The sequence below is a fragment of the Curtobacterium sp. ZW137 genome, from assembly GCF_003762905.1.
GTDB lineage: Bacteria > Actinomycetota > Actinomycetes > Actinomycetales > Microbacteriaceae > Curtobacterium.
In genome coordinates, this window is record NZ_RJKS01000002.1 from 731444 (window position 1) to 755439 (window position 23996).

The window sequence follows — 23996 nt, forward strand, 5'->3', positions numbered from 1 at the left end:
TCACGACGAGCTCCGACGACCGCGGAGCACGTCGAGCAGTCGGCGGAAGTCGATGTCACCGGTCGCGATGCGTGCCACCACGCCGCCGACGAGCATGAAGACGGCGACCACGACGAACGCCCAGAACCCGAGGGTCAGCGCGACGATCGCGAGGAGGGCGCCGACCCCCATCCCGACGACGGTGGCGGTCACCGGACGCGACCCTCGGCCTCGTCGGGAGCCTGGTTGAGCGCCGGGATGTTGACGTCGTTGATGGCGATGTTGACCTCGGTCACCTCGAGTCCGACGAGCTCGGTGACGGCCTTCGTCACGGACGCCCGGACGGCGGAAGCGACGTCCATCATCGGCGTCGGGTAGTCGACGACGATCGTCAGGTCGACGGCGACCTGGGTCTCGCCGACCTCGACGCGGACGCCCTGGCCGAGCGCGCTCGACCCGATCGCGTCACGGATGGCGCCGAACGCGCGTGCCGCGTTGCCGCCGAGGGCGAAGACGCCGGGGACGTCCCGGGCGGCGATGCCCGCGACCTTGGCGACGACCTGGTCGTCGATGATGGTCCGTCCGGCGCTGGTGACCTGCGTGGTGACGCTGCCGGTGGACGTGGTCCCGTCGACGCGGTTGCTCGTCGATGCCATGGTGGTGCTCCTCACATCTGCGCTGTCTGCTCGCTGCTGTTGCTCGCTCCAGGGAACACCATCTGCCCGCACGTCGTCCGGAGCCCCGACCGGTAGGTTCGATCCCATGCGCGTCGCGACATGGAACGTCAACTCCGTCCGCACCCGAGTCGGTCGGGTCGTCGACTGGCTCGTCCGGGAAGACGTCGACGTCCTCGGCATGCAGGAGATCAAGTGCAAGCCGGAGCAGTTCCCGGTGGAGGCCTTCGAGGCAGCCGGCTACCACGTCGAGGCGCACGGCCTGAACCAGTGGAACGGCGTCGCGTTCGCCAGCCGGCTCCCGATGGACGACGTCACGCGCGACTTCCCCGGCCAGCCCGGGTTCCTCAAGGGGCACGAGGGCCCGGAGCTCCCCGTCGAGGCCCGCGCCATCGGCGTCACCGTCGACGACGTGCGGCTCTGGAGCCTCTACGTCCCCAACGGCCGTGAGGTCGGGGACCCGCACTACACGTACAAGCTCGACTGGCTCGCGCAGCTGGCGGACCGCACCACCGAGTGGCTCGCGGAGGACCCGTCGCTGAAGCTCGCGTTGATGGGCGACTGGAACGTCGCGCCCCTCGACGAGGACGTCTGGGACATGCGCGTCTTCGAGGGTGCCACCCACGTCAGCGAGCCGGAGCGCGCCGCGTTCCGGGCGTTCGAGGAGCGCGGGCTGCAGGACGTCGTCCGGCCGCTGGTACCGACCGGGTACACGTACTGGGACTACAAGCAGCTCCGGTTCCCGCGGGGCGAGGGCATGCGCATCGACTTCGTGATGGGGTCGCAGGCCTTCGCGGACGTGGTGACCGGGGCGACGATCCACCGCGACGAGCGGAAGGGCGACGCCCCGAGCGACCACGTCCCGGTGGCGGTGGACCTCGACCTCGAGACCTCGCTCGACGACGACCGCCCGATGATCTTCTGAGCCGCGGGCACGCGCGGACCGGTCGCGACACCGGACGGGAGGCTCGTGGCGGCCCCGCACCGAGCCTCCCGTCCGGTGTGGGGTCACGACACCCCGCTCATCGCTACGGGTGCAGCAGCGCCGCGATCGCGACGAGCACCGGCACCGCGCCGAGCGTCGAGATGAGCACGACGTCGCGGGCCACGGGCACCGCCGCGTCGTACCGCTGGGCGTAGTTGAACACGTTCTGCGCCGCCGGCAACGCCCCGAGGGTCGTCAGCACGAACACCTGCTGCCCGTCGAGCCCGAACACGAACCGCGCCAGCACGAACGCCACCGTCGGCATCACCACGAGCTTGATCGAGGACGCCACGATGACGTCGGTCCGGATCGCCGGGTCCTTGAGCGGCGCCGCCCCGTGCAGGCTCATCCCGAAGGACAGCAGCACGACCGGGACGGCCGCGGCCCCCACCAGTGCGAACGGTTGCAGCACCGGATCCGGCAGCTGCACGTGCAGCGCGGAGAACAGCAGCCCCAGCAGCGACGCGATGATGAGCGGGTTCGTCACCGGTCCGAGCACCCGGCGCCGCCATCCGCCTCCTGATGCCGTCGCGGCGTCGAGGATCGTCAACGCGATCGGTGCCATCACGACGAGCTGCAGCAGGATGACCGGCACGACCGCGGTGGCCTGGCCGAGCACGTACACGGCGACCGGCAGACCGATGTTGTTGGCGTTGACGTAGCTGGCGGCCAGTGCCCCGACGGTCGTCACCGTGATCGAGCGCCGCAGCACGAGCCCGAACACGAGCGCGGTGCCGACGGCGACCAGGACGGCGCTGAGCAGGGAGACCCAGAGCATCGGCGACACCAGCGAGGCGATGTCGGCCGTGGCGATGGTGTGGAACAGCAGGCACGGCATCAGCACGAAGAACGCGAGCCGGCTCATCACGAACTGGGCGTGCGGCCCGAGGAGCCCGACGCGGCCGACGACGTACCCGGTCGCGATGATCGCGCCGATGATCGCGAAGCCGATCAGTACGCCACCCATCGGGTCCATCCTGGCAGACGCGCGAGCCGGCGCGGCGGGCGTGCCGCAACGTCGGCGACATGTGACGTCGTTCAGGGCGGAAATGCGTACGCATCGAATAGCGTTGACGGCATCATGACCAACGCCACGACGCTCACCCGTTCGACCGACTCGAGCCAGCCCCTCGTCCCCCTGCTCGAGGAGCGCTGGAGCCCGCGCTCCTACGACGAGACCGCGACGGTCTCCGACGACCAGCTCGACGCCGTCCTCGAAGCGGCTCGCTGGGCCGCGTCCGCGAACAACTTCCAGCCGCGCCGCTTCATCGCCGGCCGCCGTGGCACCGAGACCTTCCGCAAGATCAACGAGAACCTCATCGGCTTCAACGCCGGCTGGGCCTTCCGCGCGAGCGCACTCGTCGTCGGTGTCCTCGAGACGCAGTCCGAGGAGGGCGACGTCCGCCGCTTCGCCGAGTACGACCTCGGCCAGGCGATCGCCGCGCTGACCGTCCAGGCGCACGCCGAGGGCCTCCACGTGCACCAGATGGCGGGCATCGACGCCGCCGGCCTCGCCGCCGCGTTCGGTCTGCCGGAGCGTTTCGTCCCCTTCACGGTGACCGCCATCGGCACGGTCGCCGACCCGTCGCAGCTCGACGAGAAGGCCGCCGAGCGCGAGGTCGCACCGCGCACCCGCATCCCCCTCGACGAGGTCGTGCTCGTCAAGGAGTAGCTCGCGTAGAATGTCGTGACATGGAGCAGCACGACGAACCCGAGATGAACTTCTACACCCGCAAGTGGGTGCGCCCCGAGGACCTCAACGCCAACGGCACCCTGTTCGGTGGCAGCCTCCTCCGCTGGATCGACGAGGAAGCCGCCGTCTACGCGATCATCCAGCTCGGCAACGGCAAGGTCGTCACGAAGTACATGTCGGAGATCGAGTTCGTCTCCTCCGCGAAGCAGGGCGACATCGTCGAGATCGGCCTCGTCGCGACGCGCTTCGGCCGCACGTCCCTGACGATGCGTGCCGAGGCGCGCAACCTCTTCACGCACCGGAGCATCCTGACGATCGACGAGGTCGTGTTCGTGAACCTCGACGCCGACGGCAACCCCGCGCCGCACGGCTACACCGACATCACGTACGCACGCGACCGGGTTCCCGCACACATCGCGTGAAGCCATGCGGCTGGTTGGAGTCTCCGAGCAGCCGCCTGACAGAATCGGGGACATGACCGCACCTCGCCTCGTCGCCTTCGATCTGGACGACACGCTCGCCCCGTCGAAGTCCTCGCTCGACCCCCGCATGCTCGAGACCTTCGCCGCCCTGCTCGAGGTCGTCCCGGTCGCGGTCATCTCCGGCGGCAACTTCGAGCAGTTCGAGACGCAGCTCGTCACGCCGCTCCGGCACCGCGAGGGGCTCACCCTCGACGACCTGCACCTGCTGCCGACCTGCGGCACGCGCTACTACCGCTGGGCGGGCGACGACTGGGCCCTGCAGTACGCCGAGGACCTCACCGACGACCAGAAGGCCCGCGCCCTCGCCGTCGTCGAGGCGCAGGCGAAGGACGCCGGCTACTGGGAGTCGGAGACCTGGGGCGCGATCCTCGAGGACCGCGGCTCGCAGATCACGTTCTCCGCGCTCGGCCAGGCGGCGCCGGTCGACGTCAAGAAGGCGTGGGACCCGACGGGTGCGAAGAAGGACGACCTCCGTCGTCGCGCCCAGGCGGAGCTCCCCGACCTCGAGGTGCGCTCCGGCGGCTCGACGAGCGTCGACATCACCCGCAAGGGCATCGACAAGGCGTACGGCATGCAGCGTCTCGCGGAGCTGACCGGCATCGCGCTCGACGACATGCTCTTCGTCGGCGACCGGCTCGACCCCGAGGGCAACGACTACCCGGTGAAGGCCCTCGGCGTCCCCTGCCACGCGGTCGAGGGCTGGGAGGACACCGACGCGTTCCTCACGGAGCTGATCCCGACGCTCGGGCGCACGTCCGCCTGACGGCCGGTTCGCACCCCGCCGGGAGGCCCGGTGCGGCTCCGTCAGCCGATGCTGCGGACCGCTTCCACGAACGCCCGGATCTTCGCGGCGTCCTTGACGCCGCGCTCGGACTCGACACCGCTCGACACGTCGACCCCGTCCGGGTCGAGGCTCTCGACTGCAGCGACGACGTTGGCCGGGGTGAGCCCGCCCGCGAGGATCCAGGCTTCGTCGATGCCGTCGGCGATGACGGACGGGTCGATCAGTCGGCCGCTGCCGGGGACGGCGGCGTCGAGGAGCAGCAGGTCGTGGTCGTAGGACCCGCGCTGCTCCGGGGTCTCGCGGAGGTAGTCCTCGGCGGCGACGGCACGGATCGTGAAGAACCCGGCGTCACGGGCGCGGGCGAAGTCGGTCGCCGACTCGCCACCGTGGAGCTGGAGCGTGGTGAGCCCCACCGCGGAGGCGATGCCGACGATCTCGTCGATCTCCTGGTCGCGGAACACCCCGACCGCGTCGATGCCGTCCGGGACCCGCTCGACGAGTTCCTTCGCGAGGTCGGCCGTCACGGTCCGGGGGCTCCCCGCGGCGAAGACGAACCCGACCGCGTCGGCGCCCGCGTCGATGGCGGCGTCGACGGTCTCCGGCGTCGAGAGTCCGCAGATCTTGATCCAGCGCTGGTCGGTGCTCATGCGTTCCATCCTGCCCGACGGGACCGGCGGTCGGGTTCGCTCGGCGCGATCAGTGCAGGGTGCCGGCGACGTAGCTGAGGGCACAGGCGAGCAGCACGCCTGCCGCGGCGAACGACCCGGTGAGGATGTTCCGTCGCCGCCACCGCCGGACGGCCACGAACGTGCCGCGCTTGGCGTGCCGGTGCGCCGCCCGGTGCATGCGGTGGTCGCGCTTGTGCGCGACCCGCTGCGGGCCGAGCGGGACCGGGCCGGTGACCTGGGTGGATCCCCCGCGGAGCGCACGGGCGACGGCCACCGCGGTGGGTCGTCGTGCCGGGTCGCGGTCGGTCATCCGGAGGAGCAGGTCCCGCCAGTCCGGGCCGACGGCGTCCGGGATCTCCGGGCTCCGGCGGAGTCGGGCGAGCGCTGCTTCGACGAGCGTGCCGGAGTACTCCTGCTTGCCCGTCAGCGCCTCGAGCAGGACCAGACCGAGGGAGTAGACGTCGGTCGCGTAGCTGATCGGCTCCCCGGCGACCTGCTCGGGGCTGAGGTAGGCGGCGGTGCCGATGATCGTGCCGTCGTTGGTGAGCCGGGAGCCGTCGACGAAGTGCGCGACCCCGAAGTCCGTCAGCTTCACGGTGCGGGCGAACCCGGAGGACCCGTGGTCGCTGATCAGGATGTTCGCCGGCTTCACGTCCCGGTGCACGATCCCGCGGGAGTGCACGTACGCGAGCGCGTCGGCGAGCTGCGCGCCGAGGTCAGCGGCCTCGTAGTTGTGGAGAGCCCCCTCGGCCAGGCGGCGGAGCAGGGTCGTGTCGGCGATGAGCTCCATCACGATGTACCGGTGCGGTCCGTCGGAGAACTCGTGCGTGCCGGCGTCGTAGAGCGGGATCAGCCCGGGGTGCGAGAGCATGCTGAGCAGCCGGATCTCGCGTTCCTGGCGCACCCGGTCGGCCGTCGTCATGGCCTGCGGTGTCGCGAAGAGCTTCACGGCGACGAGCCGGTAGGTGTGCTCGTCGCGGGCTTCGTAGACCGAGCCCATCCCCCCGGTGCCGATGAGCCGGGACAGCCGGTACCGACCGGAGAGCACCGTCTCGGTCCGTTGGTTGTCGACCAGGGTCATCGTGCGTGTCGTTCCGTCGGGAGCCAGGAGGAGGCGATGGTTGCTCGCGTGGTGGCTCATCCAGTACGGTACGCGTTCGCGAGGCTGAAAGCGCGGGTGTTATGCCTTCGTGACCAGGGGTACATCCCTGTGTTCATGCGGATGTATCGGGGTTTAGGCTCTGCCCACATCACCCGGAGAGGATGACTCATGGCGCTGACGAAGGGCGACGAGGTGCACTGGAACACCTCGCAGGGGAAGACGACCGGCAAGCTCGTGCAGAAGCGCACGAGCGACTTCGAGTTCGACGGTCAGACGTTCAAGCCGACCGACGACGACCCGTACTGGATCGTCGAGTCGGAGAAGTCCGGCAAGCGGGCCGCGCACAAGGAGTCGGCGCTCACGAAGGCGTGACGCCGGACCGCCGGCGGTCGGCCTTCTCCGCCCGCGAGCGACGGACGCGCCGCACCACGAAGACGATCACGACGCCGGCGATCGCCGCGTACATCCCGCGGTCGATCCACTCGGTGTAGCCCTCGATCTTCTCGTACTGGGTGCCGAGGGCCGCTCCGCCGAGGACGAGCAGGCTGTTCCACACCCCGGACCCGATGATCGTGAACACCGAGAACGACACGAGGTTCATCCGGTCGGCGCCGGCGGGCAGGGAGATCAGGCTCCGGACGATCGGCACGAGGCGCCCGAAGAGCACCGCGCTCCGTCCGTGCCGGTGGAACCAGCCGGCAGCCTTCCGGAAGTCGTCCTCGTCGACGAGCGGCAGCTTGCCGAGCCACCGAACGGTCCGCTCGAAGCCGATCACCCGGCCGAGCCAGTAGAGCACGAGCGCCCCGACGTACGAGCCGAGGGTCGCGAGGACCAGCACGAGGACGAGGTTCATGCGTCCCGCGCCGGCGAGGAAGCCCGCGAGCGGCAGGATCACCTCGGACGGGATCGGCGGGAACACCGTCTCGACGAAGAGCATCAGCGCGACGCCCCACTCGCCGAGTGCGTCGATGAGCCGGAGGACCATCCCCGACAGCCCGCCCATCTCCGCGTCGGATGAGGAGGACGACGCGACGGACGTGGCGGCGGCGAGGGCAGTCGTCATGCCGCCATGGTCCCTGAACGGCCTGACAGGTCGCGCAGAGCGACCTGGGGATCAGCCGCCGAGACCCATGTGCGTCGCGCGCACGTGGGTCAACGACCGCGCCAATGCTCCCCGCGCGACGGCGTCCCGTCCGAGCGTGGACGGCACGATCGCGACGGGGTGGCGCAGCTGGGGCCCGACCGCCTCGGCGAGCGCCGCGCAGAACACCTCGGCCGCCGGGGTCACCTCTCCCCCGACCACCACGACCTCCGGGTCGATGGTCGCCACGAGCTGCGCGACGCCGGTCGCGACGTCGGCAGCGAGCGCCCGGACCACGTCCGCGGCGGCCGCGTCGCCCTGCCCGGCCGACACCATGACGGACTCGAGGTCCGCGCCGGACGGGATCCGTGCCTCCAGTCGGGCGGGTGCGCCGGGCCAGCCCGTCGATGCCAGGCCACCCACCTCGCCCGCCGCGCCGCGGGCTCCGCGGGCGAGCGCGCCGTCGATCAGGTACGCGGCGCCGATCTGGCGGCCCATCACGAGGTAGAGCGCGTCCCGGACCCCGCGGAACGATCCCCACATCGTCTCCGCGGTGGCGGCGAGCTTGGCGTCGTTGTCGAAGAAGGTCGTCGCCGTCGGGAAGAGGTCCTGGATGCGGCCGGGCATGCGGCCCTCGACCCACTGCGGCACCGCGATCGTGTAGTCGATCGAGCCGTCCCGGTCGACCACGGCCGGGACGCCGAAGGTCGCGGCGAGGAGCCCGCCGGCCCCGGGCGTCGAGGTGAGGCGTGTCACGACGTCCTGCACGCTCGCCCATGCCTGATCTGCCGATGCCAGGTTCGGGTAGACCTCGTCGACGCGGGCGATCTGCTCGCCACGGAGGTCGGCGAGCACGCCGACGATGCCGTGCAGCCCGAGGTCCACCCCGAGCACGGATCCAGCGGCCGCGTCCGCACGGAACCGCTTCGCCCGGCGGCCGGCCTTGTTCGGCGTCGCGATCGCGTCCGCCTCCCGCACCCAGCCCTCCGCGACGAGGTCCGCCAGCGACGCCTCGACGGTGGGTCGGGACAGCCCGACGAGTCGGCTCAGCTCGGTGACGGTGAAGGTCTCGGTGGCGGACGAGCCGTCGCCGCGGAACAGCTCGTCGAGGATCGCGCGGGAGTTGATCAGCCTGAGCGTGCCGGGCGAGCTTCCCACGACCCCACTCGGGATCGTTGACAGGGTCTCGCTCACAGCCATAGCCTCCACATTACGAAAGATCATTGAGGAATGGTGGACGCCGACATGCTCATCCCCCGCCCGCGCCTGTCGACACCCGGTGTCGGCTCGTTCGAGATCACCCCGACGACCCGCATCGCCGCAGACGACGCGAGCGATTCGGTCCGACTGTACCTGCAGCAGACACTGCGCGGATCGACCGGACTGCCCGTGCGCGACGCCGAGACCGCAGGGCCCGACACCATCGCGCTGCGCGTCGGTGCCGACGACCTGCTGGCCGGCCCCGCCGGGTCCGTCGAGGAGTCGTTCCGGCTCACCGTCACGACCGACGGCATCGAGATCGTCGGCGGGGGCGCCGCCGGGGTCTTCTACGGCGTCCAGGCACTCCTCCAGCTCCTGCCGGCGGACGTGTACCGGAAGGGCCGTGTCGACGCCGGTCCGTGGACCGTGCCCGTCCAGGAGATCGCGGACGCCCCGGCGTTCGCGTGGCGCGGGGTGATGCTCGACGTGGTCCGGCACTTCCGGACCAAGGCCGAGGTCCTCCGCGTGATCGACCAGCTCGCCGCGCACCGCATCAACACGATGCACTTCCACCTCACCGACGACCAGGGCTGGCGGATCGAGATCCGGAAGCACCCGCGCCTCACCGAGATCGGGTCGTGGCGACGCGAGTCCCAGGTCGGCGCCCACGTCACCGACGCCGACGGGGTGCTCCGCCCGCAGGCCTTCGACGGCCGTCCGCACGGCGGCTACTACACGCAGGACGACATCCGGGAGATCGTGGCCTACGCCGCGGACCGGTTCGTCACGGTCGTGCCGGAGATCGAGAGCCCGGGGCACGTCCGCGCCGCGCTGGCCGCGTACCCGGAACTCGGCGTCACCCCGGACCAGCCCGTGGAGGTCTGGACGGAGTGGGGCATCGCCGACGACGTCCTGAACGCCGAGGACGCCACGATCGACTTCTTCAAGGACGTCCTCGACGAGGTCATCACCCTCTTCCCGTCCGCGTACATCGGCGTCGGCGGCGACGAGTGCCCGAAGGTGCAGTGGGAGGGCGACGCCCGCACGCAGGCGCGCATGCGCGAGCTCGGCCTCGCCGACGAGGAACAGCTCCAGGCCTGGATCATCGGCCAGCTCGCGGCGCACATCGAGTCACAGGGCCGCCGTGCGTTCGGCTGGGACGAGATCCTCGAGGGCGGGACCCTCTCCGAGTCCGCCACCGTCGTCTCCTGGCGCGGGCTCCGTGGCGCCACCACCGCGGCCAAGCGCGGGCACGACGTGATCTCCTCCCCGGACGACCAGGTGTACCTCGACTACCGGCAGAGCGACCTGCCGAACGAGCCGATCCCGGTGTCGATCGTCCTCACCGTGGACGACGTGTTCCGGTTCGACCCGGTCCCGGCCGGCCTGACGGACGCCGAGCGGGCGCACGTCATCGGCGGCCAGGGCAACATGTGGTGCGAGCACGTCGACTCCGTCCGGAAGCTCGACTACCAGCTGTTCCCGCGCGTCGCGGCGCTGTCCGAGGCCCTCTGGTCCGCGGACGTCACCGGCCCGCGCGACCTGGCGGACTTCTCCGGGCGACTGGCCGAGCACCTCGCGCGGCTCGAGGCCATGGGCATCGAGTACCGCCACGAGACCGGGCCGTTCCCGTGGCAGGAGCGTCCGGGCGTGCCGGGCCGTCCGCACTCGCGGGAGGAACGTGCGGCCTACATCGACGCGGTGACGGCCAACATCGCGGAGTGACGCCCTCGACATCTGATGTATCAATGTCGTAGGGTCGCAGGCATGCCCATCCCCAGCAGCCCCGGCCTCGACGGCGTCGACATCGAAGCGCTCCTCGGGGACCGGCCGCGGCACGACGAACTCGAACTCGCGGTCGACTTCGTCCGCGGGCAGTCGGTGCTCGTCACCGGGGCCGGGGGCTCGATCGGCAGCGAGCTGTGCCGGCAGCTCATGCGCTTCGAGCCGGCGGAGATCATCATGCTGGACCGCGACGAGACCGCCCTGCAGCACGTGCAGGTGTCGGTCGCGGGGCACGGCCTCCTCGACACCAGGGACGTCGTCCTCGCCGACATCCGGGACGCCACGACGATCCGGGACATCATGCTCGATCGGCGCCCCGACGTGGTGTTCCACGCCGCGGCGCTGAAGCACCTCCCGATGCTCGAGCAGTACCCGGACGAAGGCTGGAAGACGAACGTCCTCGGCACCCGCAACGTCCTCGCCGCCGCGGCCGGAGCGGGCGTCGGGACGCTCGTGAACATCTCCACGGACAAGGCCGCGAACCCGACGAGCATCCTCGGATCCACCAAGCGGATGGCGGAACGGCTCACCGCCTGGACCGCGGCCGAGACGGGCCGCGCGTACGTGTCCGTCCGGTTCGGCAACGTCCTCGGCAGTCGCGGGTCGATGGTGCCGCTCTTCGCGGACCTGATCCGCGCGGGCCGGCCGGTGACCGTCACGCACCCCGACGCCACCCGGTACTTCATGTCCATCCCCGAAGCGTGCCACCTCGTGATCCAGGCGGCGGCGGTCGCGCAACCGGGGGAAGTCCTGGTGCTCGACATGGGGCAGCCGGTGCGGATCCTCGACATCGCGCGCCGGATGGTGTCCGCGCTGGGCGGGTCCTCCGACATCGTGTTCTCGGGGCTCCGGCCAGGCGAGAAGCTGCACGAGGACCTCATCGGCCGCGGCGAGACGGAGCGGCGGCCGGTGCACCCGAAGATCTCGCACGCCTCCGTGCCCCCGCTCGCACCGTCGGCCCTCGACGCCGCGCCGCGCGCGAACGTCGCGCCGGTCCTGCTGGCTGCCTGACACGGCGCGGGCCGCACTGCGGCGCGAGACACCGCTCTGTCCGCGAGACGCCGCTCGGTCAGCGAGACGCGGCCCGGTCCGCGAGACGCCGCTCTGTGCACGAGACGCCGCCGACTCCGGCGGCGTCTCGAGCACAAGGCGGCGTCTCGGTGACCCGGCGGTGCCCGGCCAAGCCAGACCACGGACGGGAGGCCCGGTGCCAGCTGGCACCGGGCCTCCCGTCCGTGGCATGGTCGCGTCCGACACGCTGCGCCGCACGCCGCGCGAGACGCCGCACGCGGTGCGAGACGCCGCCGATTCCGGCGGCGTCTCGCGCACACGGCGGCGTCTCGACGAAGCAGCGGCGCCCCGACGCGGCCCCAGCCGCGATCGCGCTATGCGGCCACCGGCGTGCGCTGGTCGACGGCGTCGCCGGCGAGTGCCGCCTCCTCCGCCCGAGCCGCATCGGCGGCCGGCGCGCGGCGCACCCACTTCTTCAGCCCGACGAGCACCAGCGCGGAGACCACGGTGCCGGACAGGATCGCGACGATGAACATCCCGACGTCCCCGATCGCGAAGAACACGAAGATCCCACCGTGCGGCGCCCGCGAGGTCACCCCGGCCGCCATCGAGATCGCACCCGTGACCGCGGCCCCGACCATCGATGCCGGGATCACGCGGAGCGGGTCGGCGGCGGCGAAGGGGATCGCCCCCTCGGAGATGAAGGACGCGCCGAGCAGCCACGCGGCCTTGCCGTTCTCGCGCTCGGGCTTGGTGAACCCCTTGCGGTAGAGCAGGGTCGATGCGAGCGCCAGGGCCAGCGGCGGGACCATGCCCGCAGCCATCACGGCCGCCATGATCTCGAACGGCACCACGTTCGTCGCGGTCCCGGCTCCGAGCCCGGCGACGGCGAACGCGTACGCCACCTTGTTCACGGGTCCGCCGAGGTCGAACGCCATCATCAGGCCGAGGATGATGCCGAGGAGGACTGCCGACGCGCCGGACAGCGAGTTCAGCCACGCGGTGAGCTCGGTCATCACCCAGGCGATGGGTCCGCCGAGGACGAGCAGCAGCAGCCCGGACGCGATGATCGACGCGAACAGCGGGATGATCACGACGGGCATCAGGCCCCGCAGCCAGCGCCAGACCGGGATGCGACCGATCCAGTACGCGGCGGCACCGGCGATGAGGCCACCGACCAGACCGCCGAGGAACCCGGCGTTCATGAAGACGGCGATCGACCCGGCGACGAAGCCCGGTGCGATACCTGGACGGTCGGCCATCGCGTAGGCGATGTACCCGGCGAGCGCCGCGACCAGGAAGCCGAGGGAGACGCCGCCGATCTGGAACGCGGCGGCACCGAGGTAGTACGCCAGACCCTGGGGCGGCAGGTGCAGCAGCGTGTAGTTCGTCAGCGTGTAGACGGCGTTGTTCTGGCCGGAGTCACCGTGCGCGAGCGCGATGCCGTACCCGGCGAGCAGGAAGCCGAGCGCGATGAGCAGGCCACCGCCGGCGACGAACGGGATCATGTAGCTGACGCCGGTGAGCAGCCAGCGCTTGAGCGACTGGCCGAAGTGCTCGTCCTTGGCGGTGCTGCTGGACGCGTCGCCGACGGCGCCGGAGACGCGGGCGGCGTGCGGGTCGTCGGCGGCTCGGAGCGCCTCGGCGATCATCGCGTCGGGTTCGTCGACGCCGCGCTTGACCGGGCCGGACACCAGCGGCTTGCCGGCGAAGCGGGAGCGGTCGCGGACGTCGACGTCCACCGCGAAGACCACGGCGTCGGCGCGGGCGATGAGCGCGGGGTCGAGGGGTTCGACCTGCGAGGACCCCTGCGTCTCGACGTGCATCTCGGCGCCGGCCCGCTGGGCGGCGGCGACGAGCGCGTCGGCCGCCATGTAGGTGTGGGCGATGCCGGTCGGGCAGGCGGTCACGCCGACGATGACCTTGCGACCGCCGTCCGCGGCGGGGTCCGCCGGTCCGGGCACCGCGGTGGAGGCTCGGGGTGCGCCCGTCACACCGGCGTCGGCGACCTCGCCGGTCACCTCGCGGTCGACCAGGTCGACGATCTCCTGCTGGGTGGTCGCGGCACGGAGCGCGGCGGTGAAGTCGTCGCGGATGAGCGCACGGGCGAGGGTGGAGAGGACCGTGAGGTGGTCCTTGTCCGCGCCTTCGGGCACGGCGATCATGAAGACGAGGTCGGCGTCGCCGTCCGGGGCGCCGAACGGCACCTTCCGGGCCAGCCGCGACATCGCCAGCGTGGGCTCCGTGACGGATGCCGAGCGGGCGTGCGGGATGGCGATGCCACCGGGGACGCCGGTGCCGACCGACGCCTCGCGCTTGATGGCGTCGGCGGCGAGGGTCTCGCCCGATGCGGCGCGGCCGCTGGCGGCGACGCGGTCGGCGAGGACGCGGATCACGTCGGCGGACGTGGCGCCGAGGTCCTCGTCGAGGCCGACGAGGGGGACGCTGATGAGTCCCGGACTCGTGGTGCGCTCAGCGGTCATGGTGTGCTCCTTTGCAGTGACGCAGTGGGTTCAGGTGTGGGGGTCGTGGCGGTGACGGGTTCGTCGGTGGTGAGGCGGACGACGGTGACCGCGTCCGGGTCGGTGTGGTCGAGGGCCGGGACGTCGCTGCCGGGCAGTGCGGCCGCGGCGGCTCCGGTGGCGACGGCCTGTGCGAGCCGTTCCTCGGGTGAGCGTCCGGCGACCTCGGCGAGCAGGTAGCCGGCGAGGGAGGAGTCCCCCGCGCCGACCGTCGACCGGGCCGTGATGCGCGGTGCGGCGGCGAAGAACGACCCCTCGGGGCCGATCAGGATCGCGCCGGCACTGCCGAGGGTGAGCAGGACGGTCTCGACACCGCGGTCACGGAGCCGTTCGGCCGCCGCCGCCGCGAGTTCGTGGTCGCGCTCGTACTCGTCCGGGTCCCCGCCGACGATCTCGGCGAGCTCCTCGGCGTTCGGCTTCACCAGATCGAGGTGCGCTCCGGACTGCAGCAGCGCCGTGAAGGGCACGCCAGAGGAGTCGACCGCGATCCGCACGTCCGCGCCGTGACGGGCACGGACGGCCCGGACCAGGACGGCGAGCGCATCGTCCGGCAGGCCCGGCGGCAAGGAGCCGGCGAGGACGACCCATCGGGCGCGCGGCCCGGTGGGCGTGACGTCGGCGGTGTCGGCGACGAGGGCGGCGAGGTCCTCCAGGCGTCCGGCGAGCGACGGGCCCGGTTCGTTGAGCTTCGTGGTGGTGCCGGTCGGCTCGGTCACGGTGACGTTCGAGCGGAGCGGGGCGCCGATCGGCAGCGCGGCGGTCGGGATGCCACGAGCCGCGAGGCCGAGCAGCACCGGGTCGAGTTCGTCCCCGGGCAGGACCGCGACGGTGTCCCCGCCGCTGGCGACGACGACGCGTGAGACGTTGACGCCCTTGCCACCGGGCTCCGCCGTGGACCGGGTGGCGCGCTGGACCGAGCCGCGCTGCAGTTCGCCGGCGAGCTCGATGGTGCGGTCGAGGGACGGGTTCGGGGTGACGGTGACGATGCGCCCGCTCATGCGACGACCACCTCGACGTCGGCTTCGGCGAGCGCCTCGGCGAGGTCGGCCGGTGGCTCCTGGTCGGTGACGATCGTGTCGACCTCGTCGAGCCGGGCGAAGCGCATCAGGGCCTCGACGCCGTGCTTGGCGGCGTCCGCGAGCACCACGCTGCGGCGAGCGGCGAGGACGTACGCGCCCTTGACCGCGGCCTCGTACTCGTCCGGGGTGCTCAGGCCGAAGCCGGCGGAGAGACCGTTCGTCCCGATGAAGGCGATGTCCGGGCGGAGCGCGCCGATCTGCTCGACGGTTGCGGTGCCGACCGCGGCGCTCGTGACCCCGCGGACGCGTCCGCCGAGCAGGTGCAGTTCGACGTGCGCGCTGTGCTGCAGGGTCGCGGCGATCGGGACGGAGTTCGTGACGACGGTGATCGTCGCGCCCGGCTCCGCGGGCTCCCACGCGGCGAGCTCGGTGGCCACGGCGGCGCAGGTGGTGCCGGCGTCGAGGGCGATCGACCCGGTGAAGGTCGGCGGGACCAGGCGCATCGCGGCTCGGGCGATCGCGGACTTGGCGGTGCCGTGCTGTCCCTCGCGCTCGGCGACGCTGAGCTCGACGACGCTGGAGCGACCGACGGGGACCGCTCCCCCGTGCACCCGGCGGAGGACCCCGGCGGACTCGAGCTGGTCGAGGTCACGGCGGACGGTCTCGGTGGTGACGTCGAAGTGCTCGGCGAGGTCGGCGACGGAGACCCGACCGGCGCTGTGCAGCTGTGCGGCGATGGCGTCGTGGCGCTCCGTTGCGTACATGCCCGAAATCCTTCGTTCCCGTTGGTTTCGAGAACGATACGCCGCGATCCCACACAATCGCAACCGTTTCGCCGCGGAACCAACACAACCGAAGACGCCGAGATCGCACTTCGTGTCGGTCCTCCCCGAAGGCAGGCGACACCAAGTGCGATCTCGGCGGGAGTGTGAGAGGGGTGCGGGGGGGGCGCGGGCGGGGCTAGCCCTTGACGGCGCCGGCGGTCATGCCGGACACCAGGCGGCGCTGGACGATCAGGAAGAAGACGACCACCGGCAGACTGAACAGCACACTCGCCGCCATCAGCCCGCCGAAGTCGGTCCCCTTGTTCGTCGAGAACCCGGCGAGCCACACCGGCAGCGTGTACATCCCCTGGTCCTTGAGCATCACGTACGCGGTGAGGTAGTCGTTCCACGCGGCGATGAACGCGAAGACGCTCGTGGCGATCACCCCGGGCATCACGAGCGGGAACAGCACGCTCCACAGGATGCGGAAGGTCCCCGCCCCGTCGGTCTTCGCCGCTTCCTCGATCTCGATCGGCACCGCGACGAAGAACCCGCGCATGACCCAGATGGAGAACGGCAGGACACTCGCGACGTACGCCAGGATCAACCCGATGTAGCTGTTCAGCAGCCCGAGCGACTGGAACGACAGGAACAGCGGGATGAGCAGCGCACCCGACGGGATCATCTGCACGAACAGGATCGCGACGAGGATCGCCCGTCGTCCCTTGAACCGGAACCGCGAGAGCGCGGCCGACGCCAGGAACCCGACGACGATCGACAGCACCACGGCTGCCACGACGACGATCGCGGAGTTCCGCAGGTAGACCAGGAAGTCGTTCTGCGTGAGCGCCCGGGTGAAGTTCTCGATCGTGGGGTGGAGCGGGAACCATATCGGGGTCATCGTGGTGACCTCGTCCGCGGGCTTGAACGCGGTGTTCACCATCCAGTAGATCGGGAACACCCACACCAGGCAGAACAGCACCGCCAGGGTGTTGGCGAGCACGCGCGGCTTGCGCTTGCGAGCACGCACCGGACCCGGTACCGGAGCCGGTGCCGGGGTCCGCACAGTCGGAGTCGTCACAGGTCTTCCTCCCCGCTCCGGATGAGCCGGCGGATGTAGTAGCTGGTGAGCACGCCGAGGATCGCCGTCGAGATGACCGCGATCGCCGCACCCTGCCCGTAGGCGTTCGAGACGAACGACTTGACGAAGGTCCAGATGCCGAGCGTCAGGGTGGCGTCCTCGGGGCCGCCCCTGGTGAGGAGCCAGATCTGGTTGAAGACGTTGAAGTCCCAGATCACCGAGAGGATCGTCACGAGGAGGAGCGTCGGTGCGAGCGCCGGCAGCGTGATCGATCGGTACATCGCCCACGTGGAGGCCCCGTCGAGCGCCCCGGCCTCGTAGTACTCGGGCGCGATCTGCGACTGCGCCGCGTAGAGCGTCAGTGCGACGAAGGGCACCGCCTGCCAGATCACCAGCGTCAGCACGATCGTGTACGCCTGCCCCGGGTGCGACGCCCAGTTGTCCTGCGTGTGGTTGCCGAACACCCGCACCGAGGTGATCAGCCAGTTCAGCACGCCGTAGAACGGCTGGAACAGCCACTGCCAGACCAGGCTGGACGCCACGTTCGGCATCGCCCAGGCGAGCACGAGCACGACACTGACGACGGTGCGCATCACGACTCCGAGCCGCGTGAGCAGCTGCGACACGGCCATGCCGATCACCAGGGTGCCGAGCACCATCGACGCGGTGACGACGATCGTGCGCAGGATGACCGGCCAGAAGCTGGCGTCGGTCAGGACGTTCGTGTAGTTCGTGAACCCCGCGAACCCGGCCTGCCCGGTGAAGATCGCCCGGAGGCCGTACTCCTGGAACGAGATGACGACGAGCCGGACGAGCGGGTAGACGACGAGCGCGAGCAGGATGACGGCGGCCGGGGCGAGCAGCACGAGCGGTGCACGCGATGCTCCGACGGGACGTCGACGCGGGCGGGGCGGTCGTCCGGACCGCCCGGGGCGGCCGGGTCCGGGGACCCGGCCGGCCACGGGTGGCTGCCCCGCGCCGGCGACCGGCCCGGCCGCAGCCGAACCGGTCGCCGTGTCAGCGGTGGACGCCATCGACTACAGACTCGCGTTGAGCGCCGAGGTGAGGTGCTTCGAGAAGTCCGTGGCGGACTCCTTCGGCGACTTCCGGCCCGTCGCGACGTCCGCGAACATCGACTGGAAGCTCGCGTCGCCCTCGATGGTCGCCCAGCCCGGGGTTGCCGGGGTCGGACGGCTGGTCGATGCGGCCTCGAAGTACGGCTTGTGCAGCTCGTCGACGTCACCGGCGACGGACTTCAGCAGCTGGGTCGAGTTCGGCTCCCAGCCGTCCACGCCGAACACCTGGTCCTGCTGGAACTTCTTCGAGGTCAGGATCTTCAGGTAGTACAGCGCGAGGTCCTGGTTCGCCGCCTTCGCCGGGATGCCGAGGTCCGAGCCGCCGAGGAACACCGGCTGCGTGCCGCTGCCCGATGCGGACGGCATCGGGAAGGTGCCGATCTGGTCCTTGAGCTCCGGCTTGGCCGTGGTGACCGAGCCGATCTCCCACGCGGATCCGAGGAACGCCGAGGTGTTCCCCTGGGCGAAGACGTCGCTCTGCGACGGCTTGTCGGTGTTGATGTCCTGCGTCGACTTCGCCGAGTACGCGTTCTGGAAGTCCTTCCAGGCGGTGAGGCCCTTCACGGCGTCCGCGGAGTCGAGCGTGCCGGTCCACTTGCCGCCCTTCTCCGTCGCGATCTGGCCGCCGGCGTCCCACACCCACTGCAGTCCGCCGTACCAGTACTGGCCGGGCATGTAGAACGCGGAGAAGTCGCTCGCCGTGTTCTTCGCCTTGACCTTGTCGAGGTCCGCGGTGAGTTCTTCGTAGGTGGTGGGCGCCGTGGTGACACCGGCGTCCGCCCACACCTTCTTGTTGTAGACGACGGCGCGGTTGCCGGCGAACAGCGGCGCACCGTAGAGCTTGCTGTCGACGGTGGCCGGTCCCTCGAGCCCGGAGAGCCAGGTCTGACCGCCCTTGAGTTCCTTCTCGTAGGGGGTGAGGTCCATCAGCCCGCCGGTCGCCGCGTACACGGGGACCTGCGTGTTGCCGAGGTCCACCACGTCCGGGGCGTCCTTCTGCGCGAGTGCCGTGGTCAGCTTCGTGGTGATGCCGTCCCACTGCTGGAGCTGCACCTTCACCTTCGCGCCGGTGGCCTTCGTGAACTGCTGCTCGGCGGCGCTGAGCACCTTGTCGCTGAGGTCGCCGTTCATCATCCAGACGGTGATGGTCTTGCCCTTGCCATCGGGTGTGCCGATGGACTTCGTCCCGCTGTCGGAAGCGGCGTTGCTTCCGGCGGAGCACCCGGTGAGGGCGAGCGCGGCTGCCAGGCCGAGCGCACCGAGTGCGGCGAATCGCGTGCGTGTCACGTTGACTCCCTTGGTCCGACCTTTATGAAAGGACGTTGCGTATTCGCAATAGAAGACCTTCGAGCGCCCCTTGTCAACCGTTGGATCGGTCCCTGTGGAGACATTCGATCCGCGTGTTTCCGGGGGATCACGGATGCCGAACGGATCGGGAACATCTCTTGACGAACTGGTCATGACCAGGCATCATCACCGACCCCTGACGACCGCCATCCCGCTTCGTCCATAGCTCGTTGACATGCTGATGTTCTGGGTATTGCATGCTCGCAACCACTCGTCGCACCGACGCGACGGGGAGAAGGAGACGTGATGCGCAAGATCCTGCTCGCCCTCACCACCACGACCGCAGCGCTCATCGCCGTGGGCGCCGTGCCCGGGGCCGCCGCCGCGGACGCACCGGACGGCGAATGGGCCGTCCTCGGTGACTCCTACACCGCTGGCTACTTCGCCGGCGACCAGCTCGAGCCGCGCGACGGGTGCCTCCGCACGAACGGCTCGTACCCGGTGCTCGCGCACGCCGCGGCCCGGCCGGACCTCGTCCTCCGCAACGTCTCGTGCGTCGGCGCCGAGACGAGGAACGTCTGGGAGAGCCAGGTCCCACCCGCGGGCACCGATCCCGTTGCACCGCAGATCGAAGCGCTGTCGGACCGGACCGAGGTCGTGACGATCGGTCTCGGCGGGAACTCGTTCGGCTTCGGCCCGGTCCTCACGAAGTGCCTCGCGCTCGGCATCGCCGTCTCCGAGAAGCCGGCACCCCGTGCACGACCTCGTACGGCGCGGACGTCGCCGGCGGTCGACTCGGGGACGAGCTGGAACAGCGGATGCAGCAGGTCCTCACCGAGTACGGCACCATGCTCGAAGCCGTCCACGACGCCGCACCGAACGCCCGCATCGTCACCGTCGGGTACCCGCAGTTGGCGCCCGCGGACCCGTCGACGTGCACGTGGAAGGAACCGACGCAGTTCTCCTTCGTGACCCGGTCCGACCTGCCGTTCTTCAAGCTCGCCGAAGACCGCCTGAACCTCGGCATCGCCGCGCAGAGCATCGCGCACGGCATCACCCACGTCGACCCCACGGCGGCGAGCACCGGCAACGACGTCTGCGCGGACCCGGCATCGCGCTGGATCGAGGGCCTGCGCTCCGCCGACGGCACCGACACCCTCGTCCACCCGACCCTGCGTGGCCACGCCGGCATGGCGGACCTGGTCGCGGACGCGGTGCTGGCCGGCTGAACCGCGGCACCGGACGCACCGACGGGAGGCCCGGTGCCGGTCCCGCAGACCGGCACCGGGCCTCCCGTCCGGGTCCAGAGCCGTGGTCCCTAGACCGCAGCCAGCGCGCTGGTCGGCGGGATGCGCGCTGCGCGCGCCGCCGGGTACAACCCGGACACCCCACCGATGACGACCGTCGCGCCGAGTCCGCCCGCGACCGCCCAGGCGGGGATCGTCACCGGCCACCCCTGGCCGATCGCGAAGACCATCGTCACCCCGACACCGATCACCACCCCGGCGACACCGCCGAGGAACGAGAGCAGCAGCGACTCGACGAGGAACTGGTCCCGGATGTTGCGTCGTCGGGCACCCAGCGCTCGCCGGACACCGACCTCGGCGCGCCGCTCGAGCACCGTGATCACCATCGTGTTCGCGACCCCGATCCCGCCGACCAGCAGCGCGACACCGCCGATGCCCACCAGCAGCCCCGTGAACGAGTCGTCCGTCGCGTTCTTCGCGGCGAGCGCCTCGGACGGCCGTGTGACTCCGACGTCCTGCGGCGCGTCGGACCGGATGGCTCCGGCGAGGACGTCGCGGGCCTGCGCGACCCGTTCAGGGTCGACCCGCGTGTAGACCGCGGTCGGCGACCCGTCGAACCCGAGGTCCGACGCGAGGGAACGCGGGACGAACACCTGGTTGTCGAGGTCGTCCGCGAGTTCGAGCCGCTCGAGGATGCCGACGACCTGCACCCACCGGCCGCCGATCCACACGCGGGTGTCGTCGCGCACCCGGTCGATCCCGAGCGCCGCCGCGGCATCGGCACCGAGGACGACCTGCGCCGGCGCGTCCGCGGACGAGTCGATCCACCTGCCGGACGCCACGGCTCCACCGAGCACCTCCGGGACGTCGCCCCACGCGGCCGAGACTCCGATGCCCTTCGTCTCCGGAGCGGGGATGAAGGGGTTCCGGTAGACGGCGGTGTCCTCGACCGTACCGACGGCCGCTGCCGACTGCACCTCGTCCTGCCGCAGGGCGGACTCGAGTGCCGACGGAGGAAGGGGCGGGACCTCGCCGAACCCCTGGGCCTGGGTCGCGGTGAGCACGTTGGTGCCGAGCGCGTCGAGGACCTGGTCGAGCTTGGCCTTGCTCGAGGACGAGATGCCGACCACCGCGATCATCGCCGCGATGCCGATCGCGATGCCGAGGGCGGAGAGCACGACGCGGCCAGGGCGGGTCCGGAGGCCGAAGACCCCGAGCCGGAGGAGGTCCGCGCCGCTGACTCCGGACCGGCGGCTCATCGTCCGCCCCGGATCGCGGTCGCGAGGGCCGCCGCGTCGGCCGGAGCGCCGTCGGCGTCCGGTCCGGAGTCCTGTTCCACCCGGCCGTCGCGCATCCGGACCTGGCGCGGGAGGGAGGCGGCGAGCTCGAGGTCGTGGGTGATCACCAGCACCGTCGTGCCGGCAGCGTTCAGCGCGCGGAGCAACTCGAGGATCGCGGTCCCGGACGCCGTGTCGAGCGCTCCGGTGGGTTCGTCCGCGAGGAGGATCGTCGGATCCCCGACGAGTGCCCTCGCGATCGCCACCCGCTGCTTCTCACCGCCGGAGAGCTGGTTCGGGCGGTGGTCCACACGGTGTGCGAGTCCGACCGTGCCGAGCGCATCGACCGCACGTCGATGGCGCTCCTGCCGCCCGGTCGCGGTGTACAGGAGCCCGTCGGCGACGTTCTCCGCCGCGGTCGCGCCGGCCTGCAGGTGGAAGTGCTGGAACACGAACCCGATGTGGTCCGCGCGGAGGAGCGAGAGCGCGTCGTCGGACATCGTCGCGACGTCGTTGCCGGCGATCGTCACCGTGCCCGAGGTCGGGCGGTCCAGGGTGCCGACGATGTTGAGCATCGTGGACTTCCCGGATCCCGAGGGCCCGACGACCGCCACGAGCTCGCCGGCGGCGACGTCGAGTGAGACGCCGCGGAGGGCGCCGACGTCCCCGTAGGTCTTGGTGACTTCCCGGAGCGCGAGGACCGCTGCGCCGGTCATCCCGGCACCACGACGCGGTCGCCTTCGGCGATCTCGCCGGTGATCGCGACCCGACCGTCGGCGATGAACCCCGGGTCGACGGCGACCCGATCGCTCGTGCCGTCCTTCCGGACCACGTCGACGGCGTACCGCCCGTCGCCCCGGGCGACCAGGGCCGAGACCGGCACCGAGAGCACGTCGCGTTCGGTGGTTCCCTTCGCGTCGATCTGCGCCGACGCTGCCGCCGGGAGCTGCCGGTCGCCCGGCTCGAACGACACCTGGACGTCCACCTTCGAGCCGGAGTCCTCCCCGGCACTCGGCTGGACGTCCGTGACCTCCCCGGTCATCGGGTCGCCGGTCCCGTTGATCCGCACGTCGACCTTCGTCCCGACCGCGAGCCGTTCGGCGTCACGCTGGGAGACCGTCGCGGTCACGATGCGCTTCGTGCTCGTGACCGTGACCACGTCGCCGCCCGCCGGCTGACCGAGTTTCCCGGTGACGGACGCGACGCGGACGTCGCCGTCGACGAACACGACGTCGTTCGCGGTGAGCACCCCGGTCACCTTCTGGCCACGGTCCTTCTGCCACTGCCGCACGGCGCGCTGCGTCCGGGGACCGAACGTGTCGTCCTGAGCGACGTCGTAGCCGAGTGCTGCCAGGTTGTCGTTGAGCTGCCGCACGTCGGTGCCCTTCCTCCCACGCTGCAGTTCCCGCCAGAGCGGGACCGTGCCGTGCATGCTGCGCACTGCGCGCTCGTCGACCGCGTAGAGGGTCTCGTCGCGGTGGATGACGGTGCCCGGCTTCGGCAGCCAGGTGAGCGTCCCGGCCGCCGCTCCCGGAACACCGACCGGGGCACCGTAGCCGAGCGTTCCGGCGAAGACCTTCGAGTCCGTCAGGTCGCCCTTGACGACCGGGGTGGTGGGGCGGCGCTCCTTCGTCCCGTCGTCAGCGGCGGCAGGAGGACTCGACGGCAGATCGACGATCGCCCACGTCCCCGTCCCGGCCGCGATCACCGCGACGAGGCAGACGCCGGCGACGGTGGCGCGCTTCCGCGTCCTGGTGTTCACCGCTGTTCCGCCACTCCACCGTCGCCGAACGCCTCGGTGCCGCACTTGTGGGCGACGTCGTCGAACGTCGATTCGTCATCGGGCGTGAACTTCGCCATCGCGGCAGGGTCGTCCGGGTAGTCTTCGAACCCGTTGTCGCGGATGCACTCTGCCATCTTGCGCATCTGCTTCTCCGTGCCGGGCGCCTCCTTGGCCTCCCCTGCCTGCCCCGCGCCGCTCTCGGCGCCGCTCTCGGCGCCGAGGCAGGCTCCGAGATCCTGCACCCACTGGTCTTTGTCGACGCCCTCGGGAACCTGCATGTCCACGCCTTTCGACGTGTCCGGGTCCGCCATGTCGTAGCCTTTTCCCCGCATGCACTCCGCTGCGTTCGCACTCTTCGCACCGGGGGACGTCTCGTCGCTCGTCGGCGATCCGCTCGAGCACGCCGCGAGGAGTCCGGGAAGCAGCAATGCCGCTGCGACGATGGTGGTGAGTTTCGTGGTCTTCTGCATGGTGATCTCCTTGCGTGGTTCCGGCA

General features: G+C 71.0%; 26 protein-coding genes. 9 read left to right on the forward strand and 17 right to left on the reverse strand.

Annotation, left to right across the window (positions count from 1 at the left end):
* Together EDF55_RS08640 and EDF55_RS08645 are read right to left on the reverse strand one after the other, a co-directional pair.
* A complete protein-coding gene (locus EDF55_RS08640) occupies positions 1-192 on the reverse strand; it encodes a DUF2273 domain-containing protein (RefSeq protein WP_123654490.1) in 192 nt (63 codons plus the stop codon).
* Complete coding sequence (locus EDF55_RS08645; protein ID WP_123654492.1) at positions 189-635, reverse strand: Asp23/Gls24 family envelope stress response protein; 447 nt, start codon at positions 633-635, stop codon at positions 189-191. The genes EDF55_RS08640 and EDF55_RS08645 overlap by 4 nt, the downstream gene beginning before the upstream one ends.
* Positions 636-741: 106 nt before the next feature.
* On the opposite strand from EDF55_RS08645, the gene EDF55_RS08650 reads away from it, so the two are divergent.
* Entirely contained in the window at positions 742-1578 is an 837-nt protein-coding gene (locus EDF55_RS08650; RefSeq protein WP_123654494.1) for an exodeoxyribonuclease III, read from the forward strand.
* A gap of 103 nt (positions 1579-1681) precedes the next feature.
* On the opposite strand, the gene EDF55_RS08655 is transcribed toward EDF55_RS08650, so the two are convergent.
* Positions 1682-2605: an AEC family transporter gene (locus tag EDF55_RS08655; RefSeq protein ID WP_123654496.1), complete on the reverse strand. Its 924-nt coding sequence runs from the start codon at positions 2603-2605 to the stop codon at positions 1682-1684.
* A 114-nt stretch (positions 2606-2719) separates the two neighbouring features.
* On the opposite strand from EDF55_RS08655, the gene EDF55_RS08660 reads away from it, so the two are divergent.
* The 3 genes from EDF55_RS08660 to EDF55_RS08670 are packed head-to-tail and all read left to right on the forward strand — an operon-like array spanning position 2720 to position 4576.
* Positions 2720-3310, forward strand: a complete 591-nt coding sequence (locus tag EDF55_RS08660; protein WP_123654498.1) for a nitroreductase family protein — start codon at positions 2720-2722, stop codon at positions 3308-3310.
* A 20-nt stretch (positions 3311-3330) separates the two neighbouring features.
* Positions 3331-3753, forward strand: coding sequence for an acyl-CoA thioesterase (locus EDF55_RS08665; protein ID WP_123654501.1), 423 nt, complete (start codon positions 3331-3333; stop codon positions 3751-3753).
* Positions 3754-3805: 52 nt separating this feature from the next.
* The gene (locus tag EDF55_RS08670) at positions 3806-4576 is read left to right on the forward strand and encodes an HAD-IIB family hydrolase (RefSeq protein ID WP_123654503.1); all 771 of its coding nucleotides are present in this window, start codon (positions 3806-3808) and stop codon (positions 4574-4576) included.
* Between the two features lie 41 nt (positions 4577-4617).
* On the opposite strand, the gene EDF55_RS08675 is transcribed toward EDF55_RS08670, so the two are convergent.
* On the reverse strand, positions 4618-5244 hold the full coding sequence (locus EDF55_RS08675; protein ID WP_123654505.1) for a phosphoribosylanthranilate isomerase: 627 nt from the start codon (positions 5242-5244) through the stop codon (positions 4618-4620).
* A 49-nt stretch (positions 5245-5293) separates the two neighbouring features.
* Positions 5294-6346, reverse strand: coding sequence for a serine/threonine-protein kinase (locus EDF55_RS08680; protein ID WP_185017255.1), 1053 nt, complete (start codon positions 6344-6346; stop codon positions 5294-5296).
* 189 nt (positions 6347-6535) lie between these two features.
* Between EDF55_RS08680 and EDF55_RS08685 the strand changes: the two genes are divergently transcribed.
* Entirely contained in the window at positions 6536-6739 is a 204-nt protein-coding gene (locus EDF55_RS08685; RefSeq protein ID WP_123654508.1) for a DUF2945 domain-containing protein, read from the forward strand.
* On the opposite strand, the gene EDF55_RS08690 is transcribed toward EDF55_RS08685, so the two are convergent.
* A complete protein-coding gene (locus EDF55_RS08690) occupies positions 6726-7430 on the reverse strand; it encodes a DedA family protein (RefSeq protein WP_123654509.1) in 705 nt (234 codons plus the stop codon). The two genes, EDF55_RS08685 and EDF55_RS08690, sit on opposite strands and share 14 nt — an antisense overlap.
* 51 nt (positions 7431-7481) lie before the next feature.
* Positions 7482-8642 carry an ROK family transcriptional regulator gene (locus EDF55_RS08695; RefSeq protein WP_165931288.1) on the reverse strand — a complete coding sequence of 387 codons (1161 nt, stop codon included), beginning with the start codon at positions 8640-8642 and terminating at the stop codon, positions 7482-7484.
* 36 nt (positions 8643-8678) lie between these two features.
* On the opposite strand from EDF55_RS08695, the gene EDF55_RS08700 reads away from it, so the two are divergent.
* Both EDF55_RS08700 and EDF55_RS08705 read left to right on the forward strand, forming a co-directional pair.
* Positions 8679-10373: a beta-N-acetylhexosaminidase gene (locus EDF55_RS08700; RefSeq protein ID WP_123654512.1), complete on the forward strand. Its 1695-nt coding sequence runs from the start codon at positions 8679-8681 to the stop codon at positions 10371-10373.
* A 42-nt stretch (positions 10374-10415) separates the two neighbouring features.
* Positions 10416-11444: a UDP-N-acetylglucosamine 4,6-dehydratase family protein gene (locus EDF55_RS08705; RefSeq protein WP_395870060.1), complete on the forward strand. Its 1029-nt coding sequence runs from the start codon at positions 10416-10418 to the stop codon at positions 11442-11444.
* A gap of 374 nt (positions 11445-11818) precedes the next feature.
* On the opposite strand, the gene EDF55_RS08710 is transcribed toward EDF55_RS08705, so the two are convergent.
* From EDF55_RS08710 to EDF55_RS08735, 6 genes are all read right to left on the reverse strand, one after another.
* Positions 11819-13927: a fructose-specific PTS transporter subunit EIIC gene (locus EDF55_RS08710; protein WP_123654515.1), complete on the reverse strand. Its 2109-nt coding sequence runs from the start codon at positions 13925-13927 to the stop codon at positions 11819-11821.
* Positions 13924-14964 carry a 1-phosphofructokinase family hexose kinase gene (locus tag EDF55_RS08715; RefSeq protein WP_123654517.1) on the reverse strand — a complete coding sequence of 347 codons (1041 nt, stop codon included), beginning with the start codon at positions 14962-14964 and terminating at the stop codon, positions 13924-13926. The genes EDF55_RS08710 and EDF55_RS08715 overlap by 4 nt, the downstream gene beginning before the upstream one ends.
* Positions 14961-15749, reverse strand: a complete 789-nt coding sequence (locus EDF55_RS08720) for a DeoR/GlpR family DNA-binding transcription regulator (protein WP_123654519.1) — start codon at positions 15747-15749, stop codon at positions 14961-14963. Before EDF55_RS08720 ends, EDF55_RS08715 begins: the two co-directional genes overlap by 4 nt.
* A gap of 196 nt (positions 15750-15945) precedes the next feature.
* Complete coding sequence (locus tag EDF55_RS08725) at positions 15946-16830, reverse strand: carbohydrate ABC transporter permease (protein ID WP_221180733.1); 885 nt, start codon at positions 16828-16830, stop codon at positions 15946-15948.
* Positions 16827-17864, reverse strand: coding sequence for a carbohydrate ABC transporter permease (locus EDF55_RS08730; protein WP_123654521.1), 1038 nt, complete (start codon positions 17862-17864; stop codon positions 16827-16829). The genes EDF55_RS08725 and EDF55_RS08730 overlap by 4 nt, the downstream gene beginning before the upstream one ends.
* A 3-nt stretch (positions 17865-17867) precedes the next feature.
* Entirely contained in the window at positions 17868-19193 is a 1326-nt protein-coding gene (locus EDF55_RS08735; RefSeq protein WP_221180734.1) for a sugar ABC transporter substrate-binding protein, read from the reverse strand.
* 306 nt (positions 19194-19499) lie between these two features.
* On the opposite strand from EDF55_RS08735, the gene EDF55_RS08740 reads away from it, so the two are divergent.
* Together EDF55_RS08740 and EDF55_RS08745 are read left to right on the forward strand one after the other, a co-directional pair.
* The gene (locus tag EDF55_RS08740) at positions 19500-20165 is read left to right on the forward strand and encodes a GDSL-type esterase/lipase family protein (RefSeq protein ID WP_123654524.1); all 666 of its coding nucleotides are present in this window, start codon (positions 19500-19502) and stop codon (positions 20163-20165) included.
* A complete protein-coding gene (locus tag EDF55_RS08745) occupies positions 20162-20422 on the forward strand; it encodes a hypothetical protein (protein ID WP_123654526.1) in 261 nt (86 codons plus the stop codon). Before EDF55_RS08740 ends, EDF55_RS08745 begins: the two co-directional genes overlap by 4 nt.
* 89 nt (positions 20423-20511) lie before the next feature.
* Here EDF55_RS08745 and EDF55_RS08750 read toward each other — a convergent pair whose 3' ends face one another.
* The 4 genes from EDF55_RS08750 to EDF55_RS08765 are packed head-to-tail and all read right to left on the reverse strand — an operon-like array spanning position 20512 to position 23970.
* Positions 20512-21699, reverse strand: a complete 1188-nt coding sequence (locus EDF55_RS08750; protein WP_123654528.1) for an ABC transporter permease — start codon at positions 21697-21699, stop codon at positions 20512-20514.
* Entirely contained in the window at positions 21696-22433 is a 738-nt protein-coding gene (locus EDF55_RS08755) for an ABC transporter ATP-binding protein (protein ID WP_123654529.1), read from the reverse strand. The genes EDF55_RS08750 and EDF55_RS08755 overlap by 4 nt, the downstream gene beginning before the upstream one ends.
* Positions 22430-23479: a peptidoglycan-binding protein gene (locus tag EDF55_RS08760; protein ID WP_123654530.1), complete on the reverse strand. Its 1050-nt coding sequence runs from the start codon at positions 23477-23479 to the stop codon at positions 22430-22432. Before EDF55_RS08760 ends, EDF55_RS08755 begins: the two co-directional genes overlap by 4 nt.
* Positions 23476-23970 carry a hypothetical protein gene (locus EDF55_RS08765; protein ID WP_123654532.1) on the reverse strand — a complete coding sequence of 165 codons (495 nt, stop codon included), beginning with the start codon at positions 23968-23970 and terminating at the stop codon, positions 23476-23478. The genes EDF55_RS08760 and EDF55_RS08765 overlap by 4 nt, the downstream gene beginning before the upstream one ends.
* Between the last annotated feature and the right edge of the window lie 26 nt (positions 23971-23996).